The 19,973-nt window shown below is 70.8% G+C and carries 11 protein-coding genes and 1 pseudogene; 7 read left to right on the top strand and 5 right to left on the bottom strand.

Annotation, left to right across the window (positions count from 1 at the left end; translation table 11 throughout):
- Positions 1-99: pseudogene (locus tag AB0N06_RS24995) on the top strand (RimJ/RimL family protein N-acetyltransferase); the annotation flags it as partial.
- A 32-nt stretch (positions 100-131) separates the two neighbouring features.
- Here the strand turns inward: AB0N06_RS24995 and AB0N06_RS24990 are convergent.
- Both AB0N06_RS24990 and AB0N06_RS24985 read right to left on the bottom strand, forming a co-directional pair.
- Positions 132-911, bottom strand: coding sequence for an ABC transporter ATP-binding protein (locus AB0N06_RS24990; RefSeq protein WP_366136901.1), 780 nt, complete (start codon positions 909-911; stop codon positions 132-134).
- 4 nt (positions 912-915) lie between these two features.
- On the bottom strand, positions 916-1,794 hold the full coding sequence (locus tag AB0N06_RS24985; RefSeq protein WP_366136900.1) for an ABC transporter permease: 879 nt from the start codon (positions 1,792-1,794) through the stop codon (positions 916-918).
- A gap of 219 nt (positions 1,795-2,013) precedes the next feature.
- Here AB0N06_RS24985 and AB0N06_RS24980 point away from each other — a divergent pair, with 219 nt between their 5' ends.
- Positions 2,014-2,622 (top strand): TetR/AcrR family transcriptional regulator, encoded by a 609-nt coding sequence (locus AB0N06_RS24980; protein WP_366136896.1) that lies wholly within the window; start codon positions 2,014-2,016, stop codon positions 2,620-2,622.
- Here AB0N06_RS24980 and AB0N06_RS24975 read toward each other — a convergent pair.
- Positions 2,609-6,064: a CDP-glycerol glycerophosphotransferase family protein gene (locus tag AB0N06_RS24975; RefSeq protein ID WP_366136895.1), complete on the bottom strand. Its 3,456-nt coding sequence runs from the start codon at positions 6,062-6,064 to the stop codon at positions 2,609-2,611. The genes AB0N06_RS24980 and AB0N06_RS24975 overlap by 14 nt on opposite strands.
- Positions 6,065-6,166: 102 nt before the next feature.
- Here AB0N06_RS24975 and AB0N06_RS24970 point away from each other — a divergent pair, with 102 nt between their 5' ends.
- From AB0N06_RS24970 to AB0N06_RS24950, 5 genes are all read left to right on the top strand, one after another.
- Complete coding sequence (locus tag AB0N06_RS24970) at positions 6,167-8,158, top strand: bifunctional glycosyltransferase family 2 protein/CDP-glycerol:glycerophosphate glycerophosphotransferase (RefSeq protein WP_366136894.1); 1,992 nt, start codon at positions 6,167-6,169, stop codon at positions 8,156-8,158.
- A gap of 95 nt (positions 8,159-8,253) precedes the next feature.
- Positions 8,254-11,796 carry a bifunctional glycosyltransferase family 2 protein/CDP-glycerol:glycerophosphate glycerophosphotransferase gene (locus AB0N06_RS24965; protein WP_366136899.1) on the top strand — a complete coding sequence of 1,181 codons (3,543 nt, stop codon included), beginning with the start codon at positions 8,254-8,256 and terminating at the stop codon, positions 11,794-11,796.
- Between the two features lie 238 nt (positions 11,797-12,034).
- Entirely contained in the window at positions 12,035-13,276 is a 1,242-nt protein-coding gene (locus tag AB0N06_RS24960) for a hypothetical protein (RefSeq protein ID WP_366136893.1), read from the top strand.
- Between the two features lie 30 nt (positions 13,277-13,306).
- Positions 13,307-14,824 carry a bifunctional glycosyltransferase/class I SAM-dependent methyltransferase gene (locus AB0N06_RS24955; RefSeq protein ID WP_366136892.1) on the top strand — a complete coding sequence of 506 codons (1,518 nt, stop codon included), beginning with the start codon at positions 13,307-13,309 and terminating at the stop codon, positions 14,822-14,824.
- Between the two features lie 82 nt (positions 14,825-14,906).
- The gene (locus tag AB0N06_RS24950) at positions 14,907-15,281 is read left to right on the top strand and encodes a hypothetical protein (protein ID WP_366136891.1); all 375 of its coding nucleotides are present in this window, start codon (positions 14,907-14,909) and stop codon (positions 15,279-15,281) included.
- A 44-nt stretch (positions 15,282-15,325) separates the two neighbouring features.
- Here the strand turns inward: AB0N06_RS24950 and AB0N06_RS24945 are convergent, their stop codons facing one another.
- Positions 15,326-17,527 carry a bifunctional glycosyltransferase family 2 protein/CDP-glycerol:glycerophosphate glycerophosphotransferase gene (locus AB0N06_RS24945; protein WP_366136890.1) on the bottom strand — a complete coding sequence of 734 codons (2,202 nt, stop codon included), beginning with the start codon at positions 17,525-17,527 and terminating at the stop codon, positions 15,326-15,328.
- 72 nt (positions 17,528-17,599) lie between these two features.
- Positions 17,600-19,933, bottom strand: a complete 2,334-nt coding sequence (locus tag AB0N06_RS24940; protein WP_366136889.1) for a bifunctional glycosyltransferase family 2 protein/CDP-glycerol:glycerophosphate glycerophosphotransferase — start codon at positions 19,931-19,933, stop codon at positions 17,600-17,602.
- Positions 19,934-19,973 lie beyond the last annotated feature (40 nt).

Raw genomic sequence — 19,973 nt, 5'->3', positions numbered from 1 at the left:
GAGGAGTTCCTGGCCCACATCGACCGAGGACGGGAGTTCATCGGGCAGCACAACGCGCTCCCCGACGTCGTCACTGACCTGGGGTCGAGCCGGGCTTTCGGCCCGGGGCGCCCCCCTTCGGTTCGGGTCCGCTACTTCTTGGCGGTGGTGAACTCCTCGTACGCGGCGACGACGTCCTTTGCCGGACCGTCCATCCGCAGCGTCCCCGCCTCCAGCCAGATCGCCCGGTCGCAGGTCTCGGTGATCGACTTGTTGCTGTGGCTGACCAGGAAGACCGTGCCCGCCTCCTTGCGCAGCTCTACGATGCGCTCCTTGCTGCGCCGCTGGAACTTGGCGTCGCCCGTGGACAGCGCCTCGTCGATCAGCAGGACGTCATGGCTCTTGGCGGCGGCGATGGAGAAGCGCAGCCGGGCGCCCATGCCCGAGGAATACGTCCGCATCGGGAGGGTGATGAAATCGCCCTTCTCGTTGATGCCGGAGAAGTTGACGATCTGCTCGTAGCGCTCGCGGATCTCCTCGCGGGTCATGCCCATCGCGAGCCCGCCCAGGATGACGTTCCGCTCGCCGGTCAGATCGCTCATCAGGGCCGCGTTGACCCCGAGCAGCGACGGTTGGCCCTGGGTGTGGACCCGGCCCTTCGACGGCGGCAGCAGACCTGCGATCGCCTTCAGCAGCGTCGACTTCCCGGAGCCGTTGGAGCCGATCAGACCGATCGCCTCGCCCTTGTACGCGGCGAAGCTGACGCCCTTCACGGCGTGCACCTCGCGCACTCCGGGGGCCTGCCGCCGCGAGGCGATCCGGCTGAGGGCGGAGGTGGCGCTGCCCCTTCCGGTACGGGCGCCATTGACCTTGTACGTGATGTGGACGTCGTCGACGACGACGGTCGGGACCCGCTCGTCGGTGCCATTCATGTTCTCAGCCACGTCCGTACAGCTCCTCGGCCTTCCAGAAGTACACGAAGCCGCCGACCCCGCACACGAGCGCCCAGCCCGCGGCGACGGCCCATACATGCGGGGGCAGCTGGGACCCGCTGAAACTGTCGATCAGGGCGAACCGCATCAGGTCGATGAAGACGGCGGCCGGATTGCACTCCAGCGCGACCTTCACGAAGTGCGGGACCCGGTCTCCCTTGAGCAGTCCGTCGATGCTCCACATGACGCCGGAGGCGTACATCCAGGTGCGCAGGATGAACGGCATCAGCTGGGCGATGTCCGGGGTCCGGGCGGCCAGCCGTGCCACCACCATCGAGACGCCGGTGTTGAACACGGCCTGCAGGAAGAGTGCCGGAATGGCCAGCAGCCAGGACGGCTGCGGGAACTGCCCGAACCCGATGAGGATCAGCACCAGCGCGCCCAGCGAGAACAGCAACTGCTGGAGCTGCTGCAGGGCCAGGGCGATCGGCAGCGAGGCGCGCGGGAAGTGCAGGGCCCGTACGAGGCCGAGGTTGCCGCTGATCGCGCGGGTGCCCGCAGTGATCGCGCTGCTGGTGAAGGTCCAGATGAAGACGCCCGTGACGAGGAACGGCACGAAGTCCTCGACGTTGCGCTTCGTGTTCATCAGGACGCCGAAGATGAAGTAGTAGACCGTCGCGTTGAGCAGCGGGGTCATGATCTGCCAGATCTGGCCGAGCTTCGCCTGGCTGTACTGGGCAGTGAGCTTGGCGGTGGCGAACGCCGTGATGAAGTGCCTGCGTCCCCACAGCTGCCGGATGTAGGCGCCCAGGGTCGGCCGGGCGCCGCTCACGGTCAGCCCGTGCCGGGACGCGAGCGCCGCGAGCTCGCCCGGTTCGTACACCGGGTGGAGCGCGTGGGCGGGGACCGCATCGGTCACCGCCTGGGCGGATGCGGCCGGCAGGGTCGCTGAGGCTGTTGTCTGGCTCACCACGATCGCTTTCGACGGGAGGGCAGGAACAATCGCGATCGCCGGAACGGAACCGTATCGTCGCTACGTCGAGGGTAGGACGCGAATACGTCGCAACGCAACCGTTTCGTCGTTACGGACTATCATTTGGCCATGACCACCGACCCGGGAACCCGCCGTCGCGTCCCCGCCGGAGCCGCTGTGCTGCGCGAGGACGTCACCGATGCCATTCGCAGCGCCGTCTTCGAGGAACTGGCGGCGGTCGGCTTCGCCCGGATGTCGATCGAGGGCATCGCCCGGCGCGCGGGTGTCGGCAAGACCGCCGTCTACCGGCGCTGGAAGTCCAAGCTGGCGCTGGTTCTCGACCTGGTCTCCGCCGTCGCGGTCCAGGGCATGCCGGCTCCGGCCACCGGTTCGCTGTACGGGGACGTCCGCGCCGTCCTGCAACTGGCCGCCTACGCCCTGCGTCACCCCGTCGCCTCGCAGGTCATCCCGGACCTGCTGGTCGAGGCGGCACGCAACCCGGAGATCTCGGACACGATCAAGGCGGCCCTGCTGGACCCGCAGCAGGGCGTCGCTGCCGTGGTCGTCCGGGACGCCGTCGCCCGCGGCGAGCTGCCCGAGGGCAGCGACCCCGACCGCGCGTTGGACCTGATCGTCGGACCGCTCTACTGGCGGCTCGCGGTCGTCCGCGGTGACCTGCCCAAGGGGTACCTGGACGATCTCGCCGCCTCGGCGGTCGCCGCGCTCAAGAAGAACTGACCGCCCCCTCCGCCGCCAGCAGCCGGTCCACGACCCTGGCCGCCGACCTGCCGTCGTCCAGGTCGCAGAAGTCCCTGCGGAAGCTCTTGCAGGCCTCCGTATGCCGCTGCGCCGACGCGGCCAGGGTGCCGGGGTTGCGCAGCGCCCGGGCGATCTCGTCCGTGCCGACGAGTAGCGGGCCGGGGGCACGGGTCTCGAAGTCGAGGCAGAAGCCGCGCACGGTGTCGCGGTAGTGCTCCAGGTCGTACGTGTGGAAAAGCATGGGCCGGCCGGTGTGCGCGAAGTCGAACATCAGCCCCGCGTAGTCGGTGACCAGGACATCGGCGATCAGCAGCAGCTCGGCGGTGTCCGGGTGCGCGGACACATCGCGTACGAGGGGGCCGTCGGGCACGGAGCCGGTCACCCGCGGATGCCTGCGCACCAGCACGGTGTGGGTGTTGCCGAGCGCCTCCGACAGGGCCGAGGTGTCGAGCGCCGGATCCCAGCGACAGCGGTGGGATCCGGCGTCGGCGGCCGCATGGGCCAGGTGGGCCCGGTAGGTCGGTGCGTACAGCACCACCTGGCGCCCGGCCGGGATGCCGAGCCTTCGTCGTACCCGCTCGGCGGTCTTCTCCCGGTCGGCGGCGAAGAGCAGATCGTTGGCGGGCGAGCCGGCCTCCAGGACCTCGCCGTCGTAGGCGAGCGCGCGGCGCAGGTGGGGGGTGGCCCAGCTGCTGGGGGAGACCAGGACGGACCACTGGGCGGCGCGGTGCGGCAGGGACGCCAGGTGGCGGTGGTCGGCGTAGAGGGAGTCGGTGAGGTCCGTGCCGAAGCGGCCGAGCGGGGCGCCGTGCCAGGTCTGCACGACCGTCTGCCCGGGGCGCCGCTCGAACCACTCGGGGAGCTGGTCGGCGGTGACGATCCGGCGCGCCCGTGCCAGGGCCTCGTACCAGGCGGTGCTGTGCTCGACGACCGGCACGGCGGTGGGCGGCAGGTTTCCCTGCCGCCCGTCCGTCACCCAGAGGTGCTCGAACTCCACGCCCCGTCGCACGAGTTCGCGGTGGACGGCGCGCGGGGAGTCGCCTCCGGTGTACAGAACGGTGTCGCGCAGCGGCAGGGCGCGCTGCGCCGGGTAGTACGCGCCACGCAGGGCGGCCTGGCGGTACGCGCCCCGTTCGGTGGGTGCGAGGACCGGGCCCGCGTGCACGGTCAGCCGGTTGCCGTGCCGGCGGTCGAGAGTGAACTCCCGGGCAGAGTCGGCGGGTTCGCTCTTCCTGCGGAGCGGTAGCCGCGCGGTGAGCGCGGTCAGCACCCGGACGGGCAGCCCGCCCAGATGCGATTCCCAGCGCCCCTCGTGCAGACCCGCCGCGACCGACGGCGCGAGGAACGCGGTGAAACGGCCTGCCTCGCGCCGGCCCCTGGGCGTCTCTTCGTACGTCACCGGGATGGTCACCGTCTCGCGCAGCGCCTCATGCCGCAGGACGAGCAGGGGTGCGTTCTTTACCGAACCTGCCGCGCCCTCCAGGCGCAGCGCCCCGTACGCCGTCCACTCGGCCCGGTCCACGACCGGCTGCCCGGTCAGATCCAGGACCAGTTCGCCCTTCGCGTCGGCGAGCGCCGGAAGCGGCAGGTCCGGTGCTGCGGGGAGCGGCACCCGGGAGCCGTCCGCAAGGATCAGCCGGGCCTGCCACCGCCCGCCGGGTTCCGCCTCGACCTCGCGTGGCGCCCGGTGCGGCGGGCCGTATGCGTCCGCCATGCGGGCGAGGTCGGTGAGGGGGATCCGTACCGTGAAGCGTTCGTCGGCCCGGCACTCGAAGGGGTAGCGGTACTCGCTCTCCAGCGCCCCGTCGCACGTCAGCACCAGCGACTTCGGCCGCGCACCCCCGAACAGCCGTCCCGTCAACTCCAGCTCTTCCCCGGTGCGATGGGCCTCGCACCGGGCGGACAGCTGTGCCACGGTCAGCTGCAGCCGCCCGCCCCGGTAGTCGAGCACCGCCCGCCGCCCGTCGCCCAGGTCGTGGACCAGCGGCTGGACCGCACCCGCCTCCACGGCCCGCACGGCGACGCGCCGCACCACACCGTGCCCGGCGACCATCACGCCGACCAGCCAGCTGCCCGGCCGCAGCCGCCTCGGGTCGAGGACCAGCTCGAAGCCGGACCGGTCATAACTGTGCAACTCCTGGCCGGAGTCGATGGTCGCCTCGGGGGCGGTAACGGTCCGCACCGGCACGCTCCGCAGCTGTGTGCCGCGGGCCGCGCGCACCATCCCCATCTTCAGCGAGTGGCGCGGCGCCGAGGCCGACAGATTCCGGATGTACGCGTATCCGCGCAGCCGGAGCTTCCCGTCGCCGCCCCACTCAGCCCCGAGCAGCCGCGCAACCGCGGGGAGATCGGTCCTGGCCAAGCGGGCGCTCTCCGGCACGCCGGGGAAGAACGCCCGCCGCCGTCCCGGCACACCCGTGACCGCGAACGTCCCCGCACCATTGGCCCGTTCGAAGGCGAGTACCGACAGCAGCTCGGCCGTCCTGCGCTCCCTCACCAGCTGCCACTTGATCCGCAGCTCCACGGGCAGCTCGTCGAGGACCGCCGGCCCCGCACGGTCGAGGAACGCGCCCGCACCGGCCATGAACGCGTCCCGGTACTCGGGACCGCCCATCAGCAGCCCCTCCAGGAAGTACACGAAGTCGTCGCGCAGGCAGGAGGTGTCGTAGCGGCGGCGCGCGGCCCTGTTCGCCTCCCGTCCGCCGAGAAACGCGCTGACCTCCTCGCAGGCCGCGATCCTGTCCCGTACGCCCTTCACATCCGTACGCCGCCGGGTGATCGAACCCTCCCGCACCCGCCAGTAGTAGACGTGCTCGTGCAGCACGTCGACGGAACCGGCGAGGAAGTGCGCGGGGATCATCACCGGGGTGTCCTCGTAGAGCTTCCCCTCCGGAAAGACGAAGGAGTGCCGGTCCCAGAACGAACGCCGGAACACCTTGTTCCAGGCGACCCGGTCGGCGAGCAGCCGGGGATCTCGGCTGATGTGGGTGCGGGCGCGGGTCCCGGTCAGCCAGCGGTACTGCCAGGCCTGCTGCCTGCCCTGCTCGGTCAGCCGCCAGACATTGCCGGTCGCCAGGTCCGATCCGGTCGATTCCAGCGATGCCAGCATCCGCTCGTACGCGTCGTGGACGACGATGTCGTCGCTGTCGGCGAACGCCAGATACGGGACGCCGGGGGTGGTGTGCCGCACCCCCGCGTTACGGGCCGCGCTCAGCCCCGCATTGGGCTGGCGGACATAGCGGAAGCGCCGGTCCTGGGTGGCGAAGGCCTCGGCGATCGCCGTGCTGCCGTCCGTCGAGCCGTCGTCGACGAGCACCACCTCGATGGCGTCGACGGACTGCTCGGCCACCGACCGCAGGCATGGCTCCAGATACTCCTCGACGTTGTGGACGGGGACGACGACACTGAGACGAGGCTTCATGCCCGGGTCAACCCGGGCGGACGCCCCGGGTCACCGGCACTGACCCGAACGGGTGAACACGTGATTCGGCGCGCGGTCCGTGCGCGGTTACGCTCGGCTGCCATGCTCCGTCTCAGTGTCGTCGTGCCCGTCCATCGCGTTCAGGGATATCTCAGGGAGACCCTGGAGTCCGTGCTCGACCGGTCGGACGCATGGACCGAGCTGATCGTCGTCGACGACGGATCGACGGACGGCAGCGCCGAGATCGCCGCCGAGTTCGCGGAACGCGACGACAGGGCAAGGGTGGTGAGCCTTCCCGGGCATCGCGGTGCGGGACCGGCCCGCAACGCGGGGGCCGCTGAGGCGCGCGGCACGTACCTGCTCTTCCTCGACGGGGACGACCTGCTGCGACCGGGCGCACCGGAAGCGATCGCCGACCGGCTCGCCCGGAGCGAGCCCGACGTACTGCTCCTCGGGCACGACCGCATCGACTGGTGGGGCGATACCGCCCCCGCCGACGGTCTCCCGTCCGTCCGCAACCGGCTCTTCCGCCGGGAGTTCTGGACCGGGCACGGCCTCCACTTCACCGACGGACCCTACGAGGACGTCCTCCCCGTCCACCGTGCCGAACTCCTCGCCGCCGACGCGGGCACCCTCGCCGAGCTCGACCGGATCTGTGTCCGCCACCGCATCCGCCGCACCGGCACCTTCGCCACCACCCCCGGCCGCCACCACTTCGCGGTCATCGACGCGTACGAGCGGCTGCGCACCGAGACGGACCACGACCCGCGGGTCGAGGAGGCGCGCACCCGCCATCTGCGCGCCGTGCTCGCAGACCCCGGCCGGATCGCTCCGCCCGACCGCCCCGCCTTCCACCGCGCCGCCGGCCTCCCCGGCAGCTACACCGCCCACCGCGCCCAGCAGGCCGCCCGCGACCGGCGCGCCCGGACCACGGCCGCCCTGCGCCGCCGGAAGAAGACGCTACGCGCCCGCGTCATGCGCGCCGCCTACCGCACCGACCTGCACCGGCCGCTCGACCCCCACCTCGCGGTGTACGGCGCCTACTGGAACCGGGGCGTCGCCTGCAACCCTGCCGCGATCCACGCCAAGGCGCGCGAACTCGCCCCGCACGTCCAGGGCGTCTGGGTCGTCTCGTCCCGCCACCGCGACCGGATGGAGCCCGGGACCCCGTACGTCATCGAAGGCTCCCGCGCCTACTGGCGAGCCATGGCCACCGCCACGTATCTGATCAACAACTCCAGCTTCCCCGGCGGCTTCACCAAACGCCCCGGCCAGGTCTACCTCCAGACCCATCACGGCACCCCGCTCAAGACCATGGGGCTCGACCAGCGCCCCTTCCCGGCCCTCACCAACGGCATCAGCTTCGAGAAGATCGTCGCCCACGCCGACCAATGGGACTTCTCCCTCTCCGCCAACCCGCACACCACCGAGATCTGGGACCGGGTCTACCCGTCCTCGTACGAGCATCTGAACCTCGGCTACCCGCGCAACGACATCTTCTTCACCGCCACCGCCGAGCAGCGGACCGAACTCCGGGACCGGCTCTCCCTCGCCCCCGGACAGACCGCACTGTTGTACGCACCGACCCACCGCGACTACCGCAAGGGCTTCGTCCCCCGCCTCGACCTGGAACGTCTCGCCCGCGAACTCGGTCCGGATCATGTGGTGCTGGTGCGCGCCCACTACTTCTACGGCCGCTCCGCGCAGCTGCACGGCGCCCGTGTGATCGATGTGACCGGGCACCCGTCCGTCGAGGAACTCTGCCTCGCCTCCGACGTGTTGATCACCGACTACTCGTCCCTGATGTTCGACTACGCCTGCCTGGACCGCCCGATCGTCAGCTACGCCCCGGACTGGGCCGCCTACCGGGCCTCGCGCGGCACCTACTTCGACTTGCTGTCCGGCCGCCCCGGCGACACCCCGGGCGCCGTCGCCACCACCGAGGACGAACTGCTCGAGGTGTTCAGGTCGGGGGAGTGGCGGTCGGCCGAGACCGCCGCGCTCCGGGCCGCGTTCCGGGAGCGGTTCTGTCCGTACGACGACGGGCGCGCCGCCGAACGCGTGGTGCGACGACTGTTCCTGGACGGCGCCTAATGTCACACGTTCGAGGCCGTAACCGGTGACCCCCGGGCGTTCACGGGGTTGAGCCATACGGACAACCAGGCCCCCGATGAACGGACGTGCTCAACATGCCGCCACGGCTCAGTGTCGTCGTCCCCGTCCACAACGTCGAGCTCTATCTGACGGACTGCCTGAAGTCCCTCGCGGAGCAGACCATGGCCGATCTGGAGGTGGTGATGGTCGACGACGGGTCCACCGACGACAGTGCTGCCCTGGCCTCCGCATTCGCCGCTCAGGACAGCCGCTTCCGGCTGGTCAGCCAGAAGAACGGCGGACTCGGGCACGCCCGCAACACCGGTGTCCGCAACTGCGACCCGGGCAGCAGCTACCTCGCCTTCGTGGACAGCGACGACACCCTCCCGCCCCGCGCGTACGAACTCCTCGTCAGCACACTCGACGAGACCGGCTCCGACCTCGCGTCCGGCAATGTGCTCCGGCTGCGCGCCTCCGGCAAGCTCCAGCAGTCGCCCAACTTCCGCAAACCCATGGCGAGCACCCGGCTGCGCACCCACATCTCCCGCGACTGGGACCTGGCCGCCGACCGGATCGCCTGCAACAAGGTCTTCCGCCGGTCCTTCTGGAACGAGCACGCCTTCGCCTTCCCGGTCGGCGCGCTCTACGAGGACATTCCCGTCGTCCTCCCTGCCCACTTCCTGGCCCGCACCGTCGACGTCGTCAAGGACCCCGTCTACCACTGGCGCGACCGGGCGGGCTCGATCACCGCCCGCCGCGCCGTCGTCCGCGGCATCCAGGACCGGGCCTCGCACGTACTGGGCGTCGCCACCTTTCTCGACGAGCACCGCAGCGCCGCCGACAAGCGCCGCTACGAGGCGCATGTCCTCGCCAACGACCTCTGGTACTTCATGGAGGTGCTGCCCGACGGCGACGACGAGTACCGCCGCGCCTTCCTCACGTACGCCAACGAGTTCACCGACCAGGTCGACCCCACCGTCCTCGACGGGCTGCCGCTGCGCCTGCGCCTGATGTGGCATCTCGTACGCGAACGGCGCACCGACGAACTGCTGGCGCTGCTCGCCCATGACAAGGCCGAACCGGGCGCGTTCGCCGTACGGGGCGTGCGGCGCCGCAGCGCCTCGTACCCGGGACTGACGCGGCCCGTGCCGCGGTCGGTGCTGCGCGTCGGCGACCGGGACCTGCCGCTCACCGCCCGGCTGCGCGAGGCGCACTGGAAGGGCGGAAAGCTGCACCTCAAGGGGTACGCCTACATCCGCAACCTGCCCGCCGCCTCGCGGCGCAGCGAGTTCCGGGCCGGCTGGCTACGGGCCGGCCGACGGCATCTGGTGCCGTTGCGGCTGCGTACCGTCGACGAGCCGGAGGCCACCGCACGCTCCCGGCAGAGCCTGCACGACTACGACCGGTCCGGCTTTGAGACGGTCGTCGACCCGGCCAGGCTCCGGATCGATCCCGGCGGCCCTGCCGAACGGCTCACCTGGCGGCTCGAAATCGGCATCGCCGGGCACGGGATGCTGCGCCGCTCCGCCGTCTCCACCGACGAGGCGGCGGCGGCGCCGCCCGTGCACCGGCCGGACGGCGACCACCGGATCGTGCCTGCCTTCGAGAGCGGCAAGCTGGTGCTGCACGCCGAGCGGATCGACGCCCGGTTCGAGACGCACCGGGAGGGCGACGCGGGCGACGGGACGCGCACCGTGGTGATCGACGGCATGATCCGCGACCGCCTCGGCACGGGCCCGTTGCGGATCGGCCTCACCCACCGGCCGTCCGGCACCGCCTTCGACTGTCCGGCGGCGGTCCACGAGGGCGTCGTGCCGTCGGCGGCGGGCTGGCGGCGCTTCACCGCCGAGATCCCGCTCGGCGCGCTGACCGACGCCCGGCCGTCGACGGGCGCGGGCACCGTCCCGTACAGCCTCCATCTCGTCGGACCGGACGGCCGCCGGACACCGATCGATGTGCCGGGTCCCGTCCTGCCGGGCCGCTACCCGGTCGCGCGCGGCGCGGACGGTGGCAGGCGGGAGCTCGCTCTCACCGTCGGCTCCCGCGGCAATCTGCTGATCAGCGACCGGACCGTACAGCCCGTCTGCGAGCTGGCGAGCTGGACCGAGGACGGCCTGCTGCTCCTGGAGGGCACCTTCCCCGACGAACCGGACCGCCCCGTCGAGCTGGTCGCCCGGCACAGCGGACACCAGGAGGAGGCCGTGTTTCCGGTGGCCCTCTCCGGGCCCGCCGAGGAGCGCCGGTTCCGGGCCGAGCTGCGGCCCGACGCCGTCGAGGCACCCGACGGGGCACTGCCGCTGGGCGAGGGCCACTGGTACCTCTTCCTTCGCGAGAAGGGCGCCACCGACGATGCGCTCGACCTGCCGTTGCGCATCCCGGCCGCCGCCCACCGCACCCTCCCCGCCACGCGAACCCTTGCGGGGCGTCGGTACGTCATCGAGCGGCGCTACCACGACCAGCTGCTCATCGACTGTGCGTCGGTGCTCACCGCCGCCGAACGCGGCGTCCGCGGCAAGCGGCTGCTGCGCGAGGCGTACGGACGGCAGCGCACGGCGGCACCCCTGCGCGAGGCCGTGCTCTACAGCAGCTTCGACGGCCGCCAGTACTCCGACTCACCGCGGGCGATCTACGAGGAACTGGCCGCCCGTACGACCGAATTCCAGCACCTGTGGGTCGTCCGTGATCAGCAGGCCCGCATCCCGGCGGGCGTCACCGCCGTCGTCCACGGCTCCGCTGCCTGGCACGAGGCGCTGGCCCGCAGCCGACACATCGTCACCAACAGCCAGCTGCCCGATTGGTTCGAACGGCGCGACGGCCAGACCGTCGTGCAGACCTGGCACGGCACCCCCCTCAAGCGCATCGGCCTCGACCTCGCGGGCACCGCTCAGGCCAACGCCGCCTACATCGCCACCATTGAACAGCGCGCACGTCAGTGGAGCGTCCTCGTCTCCCCGAACAGCTTCTCCACCCCCGTCCTGCGGCGCTCCTTCGGCTACCGGGGGGAGATGCTGGAGTGCGGCTACCCCCGCAACGACCTCTTCCACGCCTCGGACCGCACCAAGGTGGCCGCCTCGGTGCGGGAGCGGCTGGGGATCCCCCCGGGCAGGCGGGTCGTGCTGTACGCGCCGACCTGGCGCGAGGACCGGCCGCAGGGCGGCGGCAGGTATGCCCTGGACCTTCAGCTCGATCTGGCGGCCGCCGAACGCGAACTCGGCTCCGACAGTGTGCTGTTGGTGCGCCGCCACTATCTGGTCACCGACCGGCTCCCGGACACCGGGAGCGGCTTCGTGCGGGACGTCTCGCGCTACGGGGACGTCGGCGAGCTGATGCTGATCAGCGACGCGCTGGTCACCGACTACTCCTCGCTGATGTTCGACTTCGCGCAGACCGGACGCCCGATGCTGTTCCACACGTACGACCTGGCCCACTACCGCGACACCTTGCGCGGCTTCTGTTTCGACTTCGAGAACCGCGCCCCCGGTCCCCTGATCCCGGACTCCGCCGACCTCGTCGAGGCGCTGCGTGATCCGGTCCGGGCCACCGAGGGACACGCGCAGGCGTACGCGGCATTTCGGCGGGACTTCTGCGATCTCGACGACGGGCACGCGGCGCAGCGGGTGGTCGACCGGATGCTGTAGGCGGCGCAGCGGTGTTCCCCGGTGCCGGCCCCCGTACGCCGGGGGGACCGGCATCGGGCTCGGCGGTGAAGCGGCCGTGATCGCGAACGGGCTCGTGGGAATGCGGGCTGGATGAACCGTTCGAGTGATTCGCACCATCCGGTGCGGGTGCAGTTCGGCAGGGAATCTATTACCAGCCTGCTTAAGTATGTTGATCGGTGCGCTGCATAGCGGCCTCTGGTTGCTACGTTCTGTTTTCATGGGTATCCGAATGTGGTGCGACACCTGGAGCGTACGACGCGCAAGAGCTGTCGTGCTCGTCACCGCAGCCGTCGGGCTGCTCATCAGAATGCTGATCGCGGCAAACACGCCGGGCCCCGCCGACGTGCGCATCTTCCAAGGTTTCGCAAAGGCCATCACCGTTCACGGCCCCATTCGCATTTATGAGCAGCCGCTGCCCGGCCTGCCTGTCTACAACCATCCGCCACTGGCCGGATGGATACTTCTCGGGTTGAACGAACTCGCCGAACTCGGAATTCCGTTCGGGACGCTGATCCGATCACCTGCCTCGATCGCCGACTTCTTCTGCGCGCTCGTCGTGTTCGAAATCGTCCGGCGGCGCGGCTCTCTCCGTACCGCGGTCGCCTGCGGGGCGGGCGTGGCCCTCAGCCCCGTGCTGATCGCCACCTCCGGGTACCACGGCAACACCGACGCGGTCGCCATCACCTCCGCCCTCGCTGCCGGGTATCTGCTGGCCGACCGGAAGGCGCCGCTGGCCGCGGGGGTGGCCGCCGCGCTCTGCATCAGCGTCAAGTTCATCCCTGTCGTGGTGATCCCCGCGCTGTTCGTCGTCGCGCTGCGCGGCGGGCGGCCGGTGTTCGTCCGCTTCACCGCGGGGTTCACCGCCCTGGTCGCCCTCGTCTGGGGGCCGGTCCTGGTGACCGTGCCGGAGAACCTCAAGGAGAACGTCCTGGAGTACGCGGGCGGCAACTACCGCCTCTGGGGGCTCGTCCGGTTCGCCGATGTGCTCGGTCTGCCGGAGCCGTTCATCACCTTCATCCGCGGCGAGGGCCACTTCCTCTTCGTGCTGATCTGCGTGTCCGTCGGTGTCTGGCTGGCCTGGGTGCGGCCCGCGCAGCTGCCCGTGGTCGTCGCCGTGACGATGGGCCTGCTGCTCCTCCTCTCCACCGCCTCCGCCCTCCAGTACCTGACCTGGGCGGCAGCCGCGATGTTCGTCATCGGGTTCTGGGAGGGACTCGCGTACAGCTGCCTGCTCGGCTGGACGGCCGTCCTCGGCTACCAGGGACGCTCCGCCGTGCGCTGGAGCGAAACGGTGCTGCAGCTCGGCGCCGCCGGGTGGTTCGTGCTCGCGATCGGACTGGTCATCGGCGTCCGCAAGATCCTCGCCGCCCCGCCGACCGCGCCCTCGTCGACCTCCACCGAACGGGCGTCGGTCACGGCGCCCCGTGCCTCACAGCCGTCCGGTTCCGCCGGCAACTGACCACACCCGAGCACAACTGGAGAACCTTTCGTGAAGGAAAGCACCAGCCCCAGGATCGGCATCCTGGTGGTCGCGTACAACGCCGAGACGACGCTGGAGAACACTCTCGACCGAATTCCGGAGGATTTCCGGTCCCGGATCTCGGAGGTCCTCATTCTCGACGACGCGAGCCATGACGCGACCTTCACCGCAGGATGCCGCTGGTCCCAGACGGAGGGGATGCCCCGGACCGTCGTGATGCGGCACACCAAGAACCTCGGATACGGCGGGAACCAGAAGGCCGGATACGCGCTGGCAGCCGAACACGGACTCGACATCATCGTGCTGCTGCACGCCGACGGACAGTACGCCCCCGAATTGCTTCCCGACATGGTCGACCCCATTGAACGCGGCGAATGCGAAGCCGTGTTCGGATCACGGATGATGAAGTCCGGCAGCGCCCTCAAGGGCGGCATGCCGATGTACAAATGGCTCGGCAACCGCATTCTCACCCGGCTGGAGAACGGGCTCCTCGGCTCGCAGCTCACCGAATTCCACTCCGGCTACCGCGCCTACAGCGTCGCGGCACTCAAGAAGCTGCCGATCGGCCGGAACACCGACGCGTTCGACTTCGACACGCAGATCATCGTCCAGCTGCTCAACGAAGGAATGCGGATCAAGGAGATCCCCGTACCGACGTACTACGGCGACGAGATCTGCTACGTCAACGGCATGAAGTACGCGAAGGATGTCATCAAGGACGTCCTCGAATACCGCCTCGCCGTCAAGGGATTCGGCACGTGCGCCTGGATCCCCAAGCCGGTCGAGTACGCCTTCAAGGAGGGCGACGGCTCCTCGCACGCCGTCATCCTGGAGAAGATGCGGGCGCTCCCGCCCGGCCGGGTGCTCGATCTCGGCTGTTCCGGCGGGCTGTTCGCCCAACGCCTCGAAACCCTCGGCCACGAAGTGACCGGCGTCGACTACATCGAGGTGCCGGGGGTCCGCGAGAAGTGCACACACTTCCATCTCGCCAACCTGGAGGAGGGGCTGCCCGCCGAGATCGGCGCCGGCTTCGACTATGTGGTCGCCGGCGATGTCATCGAGCACCTCTCCCGCCCCGAGCGGGTCCTCTCCGAGGTGGCGACCGTGCTGCGGCCGGGCGGTCAGGTACTTCTCTCCGTACCGAACTTCAGCCACTGGTACTCACGGCTGCGGGTCGCGCTCGGGATCTTCGACTACGACCGGCGTGGCATCCTCGACGAAACGCATCTGCGCTTCTTCACCCGGGCCAGCCTGCGCCGCACCGTCCGGAACGCGGGCTACGACGTCCTCGACATCGCCTCCACCGGGGCGCCGTTCTGGTCCCTCCTCGGCGGCCGCGGCCCCCTCCCTGCGATCCTCAGCGGGCTCTCGAAGCTGCTGACCCGGATCCGGCCGACGCTGTTCGGCTATCAGCACGTCGCACTGCTCACCCCGCATGCGGCCGAGACGATCATCGCTGGAGAGCACGTCGATGTTCAGGACATCCTCAACCGACAGTACGTCCTTGCCGACCGGGTCGGGGTCTGAGACCGCGGCTCCCGCCGCCTCCGTGCCCGCCCCCGCACGCGCTCCCGGGCCGCCGCCCGCCCCCGCAGTCAGGAGCAAGACCTTGACCCTGCCCAGTCTGACGCTGCTCCTGTTCGCCGTGTTCGCGTCGGCGGGCGGCCAGATCATGCTCAAACACGGTATGAAGGGTGCCGCGGCGACGGCCGGGCGCGACGGGGGATCGCTCGCGATCCGCGCCGCGACCAGCCCGTGGGTCATCCTCGGGCTGGTCGTCTTTGCGGTCTCCGCGCTCGCCTGGATGGCGACACTGGCCAAAGTGCCGCTCAGCATCGCGTACCCGTTCAACGCAGTCGGCTACCTGCTGATCGTGATGGCCGGATCGACGGTGCTGCACGAGCGGACCTCGATGTGGACCTGGGGCGGCTCACTGCTCGTCGTCATCGGCCTCGCGACGGTCATGGCGGGCCAGCAACGCTGAGACCGACCCGCACAGGGGAGGGACCTCCTCGCCGGGCGGGACGATCAAGCCCGTCCGGCGATCGATGGCACACGCCCGCCGGGCGCTGCCGGTTCCCCCAGCAGCACCGCCCGCACCACCCGCTCCGCCGCCTGCCCGTCGTCGTACGGACAGAACCGCGCCCGGAACGCTGCCCGCAGCGCCCCGTTCTCCGCGCTGTTCCAGCTGCCGTCGAGGAAGATCCGGACCAGCTCCTCCGTACTGGTGGAGACCGCCCCGGGGGTGTCGCCCGGCGCCCCGGACAGCAGATCGAAGCAGACCCCGCGGACCGTGCGGTACGTCTCCCAGTCCGGGGCGTGCACCACGATCGGGCGGTCCAGCGCCGCGTAGTCGAACATCACCGACGAGTAGTCCGTCACCAGCGCGTCGGCCGCCAGGCACAGCTCCTCGATCCGCGGATGGTCGCAGACATCGAGGAGCGTCGGACGGTCCGGCAGCCCGGCACCGTCGTAGAAGTAGTGCGCGCGGACCATGATCACGGTGCCCGAGCCGAGCGCATCGGCGAGCCGTTCCAGATCGATCCGGCTGGTGAACGACGCCTCGTAGTCGCGGTGCGTCGGCGCGTACAGCACGGCGCGCTGCCCGGGCCGGATACCGAGCCCGGCCCGGATCTTCGCGATCTGTGCGCCCGTGGCGGTCGTCAGGACGTCATTGCGCGGGTAGCCGGATTCCAGCGAGCGCGCGGCGCTCGGGTAGACGCGGGCCCACACCTCCGTGGAGTGCGGGTTGGCGGAGACGCTCCAGTCCCACCGGTCGACCCGCTGGAGCAGCCGGTCGAAGTTCAGGCCCTGCGCCGCCGCCGGATACTCCATCTGATCCAGGCCCATGATCTTCAACGGGGTGCCGTGGTGGGTCATGACATGGATCTGGCCTGGGCGTTTGACCAGGTGGTCGGGGAAGTTGACGTTGTTGAAGAAGTACGTGGCGCGGGCCAGCAGCGCCCAGTAGCGACGGGTCCCCGGCACCACGTGGTCGATGCCGGGCGGCACCGCGTGCACCTGGTTCTTCGAGACCACCCACACCCCGCGCACTCCGGGAGCCAGCTCCTGGGCCTTGCGGAAGATCGCTTCCGGATTGCAGCTGACGCCGCGGTTCCAGTACGCGGCGTAGACGGCGAGCCCGCGGTCGAGCGGGCGTCTGCGCTGCCACCAGTAGTAGCGCGCGGACAGCGTGCGCCTGGCCCGCGCGCGGAGTGCGGCGGGTGCGGAGCGCGCACCCCGGCGCAGGGCGAGCACGGTGTCGAGGGCGCCGAGCCCCACGTACCGGCCGGCGCCGATCAGCCGCGGCCGCAGTCCCTTGGTGCCGCCGGGGAACCGATGCCCCTCGGGCCGGTGCGTACGGTGGAACGCGGCCACGGACCGTACGTACCGCCTGCGCCGCCGCTTCACCGACGGATACCCGCCGAGGAGTTCCTGGGCGGCCCGGTCGAAGAGCAGGGCACGCAGCGGGTGCAGAACCGGCCGTTCCCCGAGGAACGTCATCAGCCCGGCGTACGCCTCCACGAGCTGGAGCGGTGTCGTGCCGTCCGTCGGCTCCGACTCGTCGGCAAGGTCCGGCAGATAGCGCTGCCGGCGGTGTTCGACACAGGCGAGCGGGAGAACGGCGACCGATGCGGCGGCGGCCAGCGTCTGGAGCGCGTACATCCGCTCCCCGTGCTGTCCCGGTCCGAAGGCCAGCTTCTCCGATTCGTGGAGGCTGCGGCGCACGGCCCGGTTCCAGGAGACCGGGGCGATGTCGAGAAGCCCGGAATGCTCGGCGAGGGTGAGCCGGCCCGCGGGCAGTTCGCGCAGCAACTCCAGCGACCGGGTCGGCTGGGGGCGGCCGCGGAACGGCCGCTTGTGGTGGCCGAACAGCAGCAGGTCCGGGTCGCCCGTGGCATCGAGCCGGTCGGCGACGGCCCGCATCGCGCCCGGCAACAGGACGAAGTTGCCCTCCAGGAAGAGGAAGTAGTCGCCGAGCGCCCGTTCCGCCCCGGCGTTGCGCCGACCGGCGGCGCCCGCACCCTCGTCCGCCGGGAGGTGGACGGCCTGCACCCGGTCGTCCCGGGCGGCGAACTCGTCGAGCAGCAGCCCCGAGCCGTCCGGCGCCCCGTCATCGACACCGATCACCTCGATGTCCGTGAACGACTGCGAGAGCACCGACTCCAGGCACTCGCGCAGATGTCCGCGGGCGCGACGGACGGGGATGATGACACTCAGTCGGGGCATACGCGCTCTTTCTCGGTCACTGGCACAGCGGGCAGACAAGGCCGGTCACGGCACTGGGAGGAGAGAGGGCGATCAGGTCCCGTTGACGGACTGCGCCCCGGCGAGGCCGCGCTCGGCGGGCGCCGCCTGCCGGTCCGCCGGAGCGGACCCGGAACCCGCGGCGGCGGGGACGGCAGGCGGCGCCGGATCCGTGGCGGGCGCTGGTACGACGACGGGCACCGGCCGCTGTTCCGCCGGCGGGACCGCGGTCACCCGCACGTCGGTGTCGCCCAGGAAGACCCGGCGCACCACTCGCTCCGCCGCGTGCCCGTCGTCGTACGGGCAGAACCGTGCCCGGAACGCCGCCCGCAACTGCGCGGAGCGGGAGCCGCGCCAGTGGCCGGTGGCGAAGACGTCGAGCAGCTCGTCCTCGCTGTGCGCGATCGCGCCCGGCGGGCAGGAGTGCAGGTCGAAGTAGGTGCCGCGGGCCGCCTCGTACGCCTCCCGGTCGCTGCTGTGGATGACGATGGGCCGGTCCAGATTGGCGTAGTCGAACATCAGCGACGAGTAGTCCGTGACCAGCGCGTCGGAGGCGAGCGCGACCGCCTCGACCGACGGATGGCCGCTGACATCGATGATCCGCGGGTGCGGCTCGCGGACCAGCGGAGCCTCGTACGAGTAGTGCGCGCGGGTCAGGATCACAAAGCCCGGACCGAGCTCCCGGACCAACCGTTCCAGGTCGAGGCCGAGGTGCTGGGTGCGCCGGTAGTCGCGGTGGGTGGGGGCGTACAGCAGGGCGGTGGCGCCCTCGGGGACGCCGATCGACTCGCGCAGCCGCGCCACATCGGCGGCGGTGGCCCGCTGGAAGAGGTCGTTGCGCGGATAGCCGTACTCGAGCGTCGTGCAGCCGGCGGATCCTGACGGATACGCCTTCTCCCATACGAGGGTGGAGTGCCGGTTCGCGGACAGGGAGAAGTCCCACTTGTCGACGTTGGCGAGCAGCCGCTTGAAGTCCATGGAGCGGGCCGCCGCGGGGCGGTCCCGAAGGTCCAGGCCCATGGTCTTCAGCGGGGTGCCGTGATGGGTCTGGAGCAGCACCTGACCGGGCCGCTTCACCAGCCGCCGGTCGAAGTTGACGTTGTTCACCAGGTACTTGGAGCGGGCGAGCGCCTGCCAGTAGCGGTAGGTCCCCGGGGCGAGCGGACGGGTCCCGGTGGGGACGGTGTGCGCGTCCTCGGGGCCGCAGATCCAGGACGTGTGCAGCCCGGGCACCAGTTCGCGGGCCTTCGCCTCGATCGCCGCCGGGTTGCAGGCGTAGCCGCGGTGCCAGTACGCGGCGAACACCGCCCGGTCCGCGCGGACCGGCAGCCGCAGCTGGATGCGGTAATAGGCCTGGAGCGAGGCGGCCCGCGCCACCCGGCGCACGGCCCCGGTGAGTCGGCGCAGCCGCCCGAGCAGCAGCTTCGCGGTCCACAGGGCACGGTACGTGCGGTGGGCGCCGACCCGGATCAGTGCGTGGCGCAGCCGGGCGCGGCACGGGACGGGGGCGCCAGGGGTGCGGTAGCGGGCGCAGTGGGCGCGGGCCCGGCGGAAGAACTCGGTGCGGCTGCCGTGCGCCAGCCTGCCGCGGGTGGTGAACAGCGTCGAGAAGTGGTCGAGCATCCTGCGGAAGATCACCGGCCGCCACGCGGCGAGTGCGGGGCGGGCGTCGATGAACGCGAAGACCCGGTCGTACTGGTCGAAGATGTCGAAGTGCTTGCGGCTGGTGGTGGAGAGGATGTTGCCCTGACGCCGCTGCCGGTAGCCGACGCACACCTGGTCGAGGACCGCGATCGAACCGGCGGCCATCAGCACCGGGTAGGTCCAGGGGGTGTCCTCGTAGTAGCCGGGCGGGAAGGTGAACCCCTCGGCCTCGACGAACGTTCGGCGGTACGCCTTGTTCCAGACGACCATCAGGACCTTCAGCAGTCCGGGCCGGTCGGCGAGCGTGAACGTGACAGGGCCGGTCTCGGCGAGATGCTCCGCGAACGTGTTGCGTACGCTCGCGCCGGTCCAGTACGTCCGGGCGTAGTCGTAGACCAGGACGTCCGGTTCGCCGGTCTCCCCGATCCGGTCGGCGATGGCCCGCAGGGCGCCGGGGGCGAGGGTGTCGTCGCTGTCCAGGAAGATCAGATAGTCGCCGGTGGCCTGCGCGATCCCGGCGTTGCGGGCGAGGCCAAGACCCACGTTCTCCGGCAGGTGCAGGGCCCGGACCCGGCTGTCGCGGGCGGCGAACCCGTCGATGATCGCGCCGCAGGAATCGGGGGAGCAGTCGTCGACCGCGATGATCTCGAAGTCTTCGAAGGACTGGGTCAGCACCGAGTCCAGGCTCTCGTCCAGATACGCCTGAACCCGGTACGCGGGCACGATGACACTGAACCGGGGCACATCACATCCATGGGTCGTTCGCTGGCGCGGGCGGGTGGTC

The sequence above is a fragment of the Streptomyces sp. NPDC051020 genome (genome assembly GCF_040683105.1).
Taxonomy (GTDB): Bacteria; Actinomycetota; Actinomycetes; order Streptomycetales; family Streptomycetaceae; genus Streptomyces.
The sequence above is the reverse complement of the archived record's forward strand: the minus strand, read 5'-3'. Positions and strand labels throughout refer to the sequence as shown.

Excerpts from the sequence above, each read along its gene's own strand:
- AB0N06_RS24975 (WP_366136895.1), bottom strand. The coding sequence starts at position 6,064 with ATGAAGCCTCGTCTCAGTGTCGTCGTCCCCGTCCACAACGTCGAGGAG.
- AB0N06_RS24970 (WP_366136894.1), top strand. The coding sequence starts at position 6,167 with ATGCTCCGTCTCAGTGTCGTCGTGCCCGTCCATCGCGTTCAGGGATAT.
- AB0N06_RS24945 (WP_366136890.1), bottom strand. The coding sequence starts at position 17,527 with ATGCCCCGACTGAGTGTCATCATCCCCGTCCGTCGCGCCCGCGGACAT.
- AB0N06_RS24965 (WP_366136899.1), top strand. The coding sequence starts at position 8,254 with ATGCCGCCACGGCTCAGTGTCGTCGTCCCCGTCCACAACGTCGAGCTC.
- AB0N06_RS24990 (WP_366136901.1), bottom strand. The coding sequence starts at position 911 with ATGAATGGCACCGACGAGCGGGTCCCGACCGTCGTCGTCGACGACGTC.
- AB0N06_RS24980 (WP_366136896.1), top strand. The coding sequence starts at position 2,014 with ATGACCACCGACCCGGGAACCCGCCGTCGCGTCCCCGCCGGAGCCGCT.
- AB0N06_RS24960 (WP_366136893.1), top strand. The coding sequence starts at position 12,035 with ATGGGTATCCGAATGTGGTGCGACACCTGGAGCGTACGACGCGCAAGA.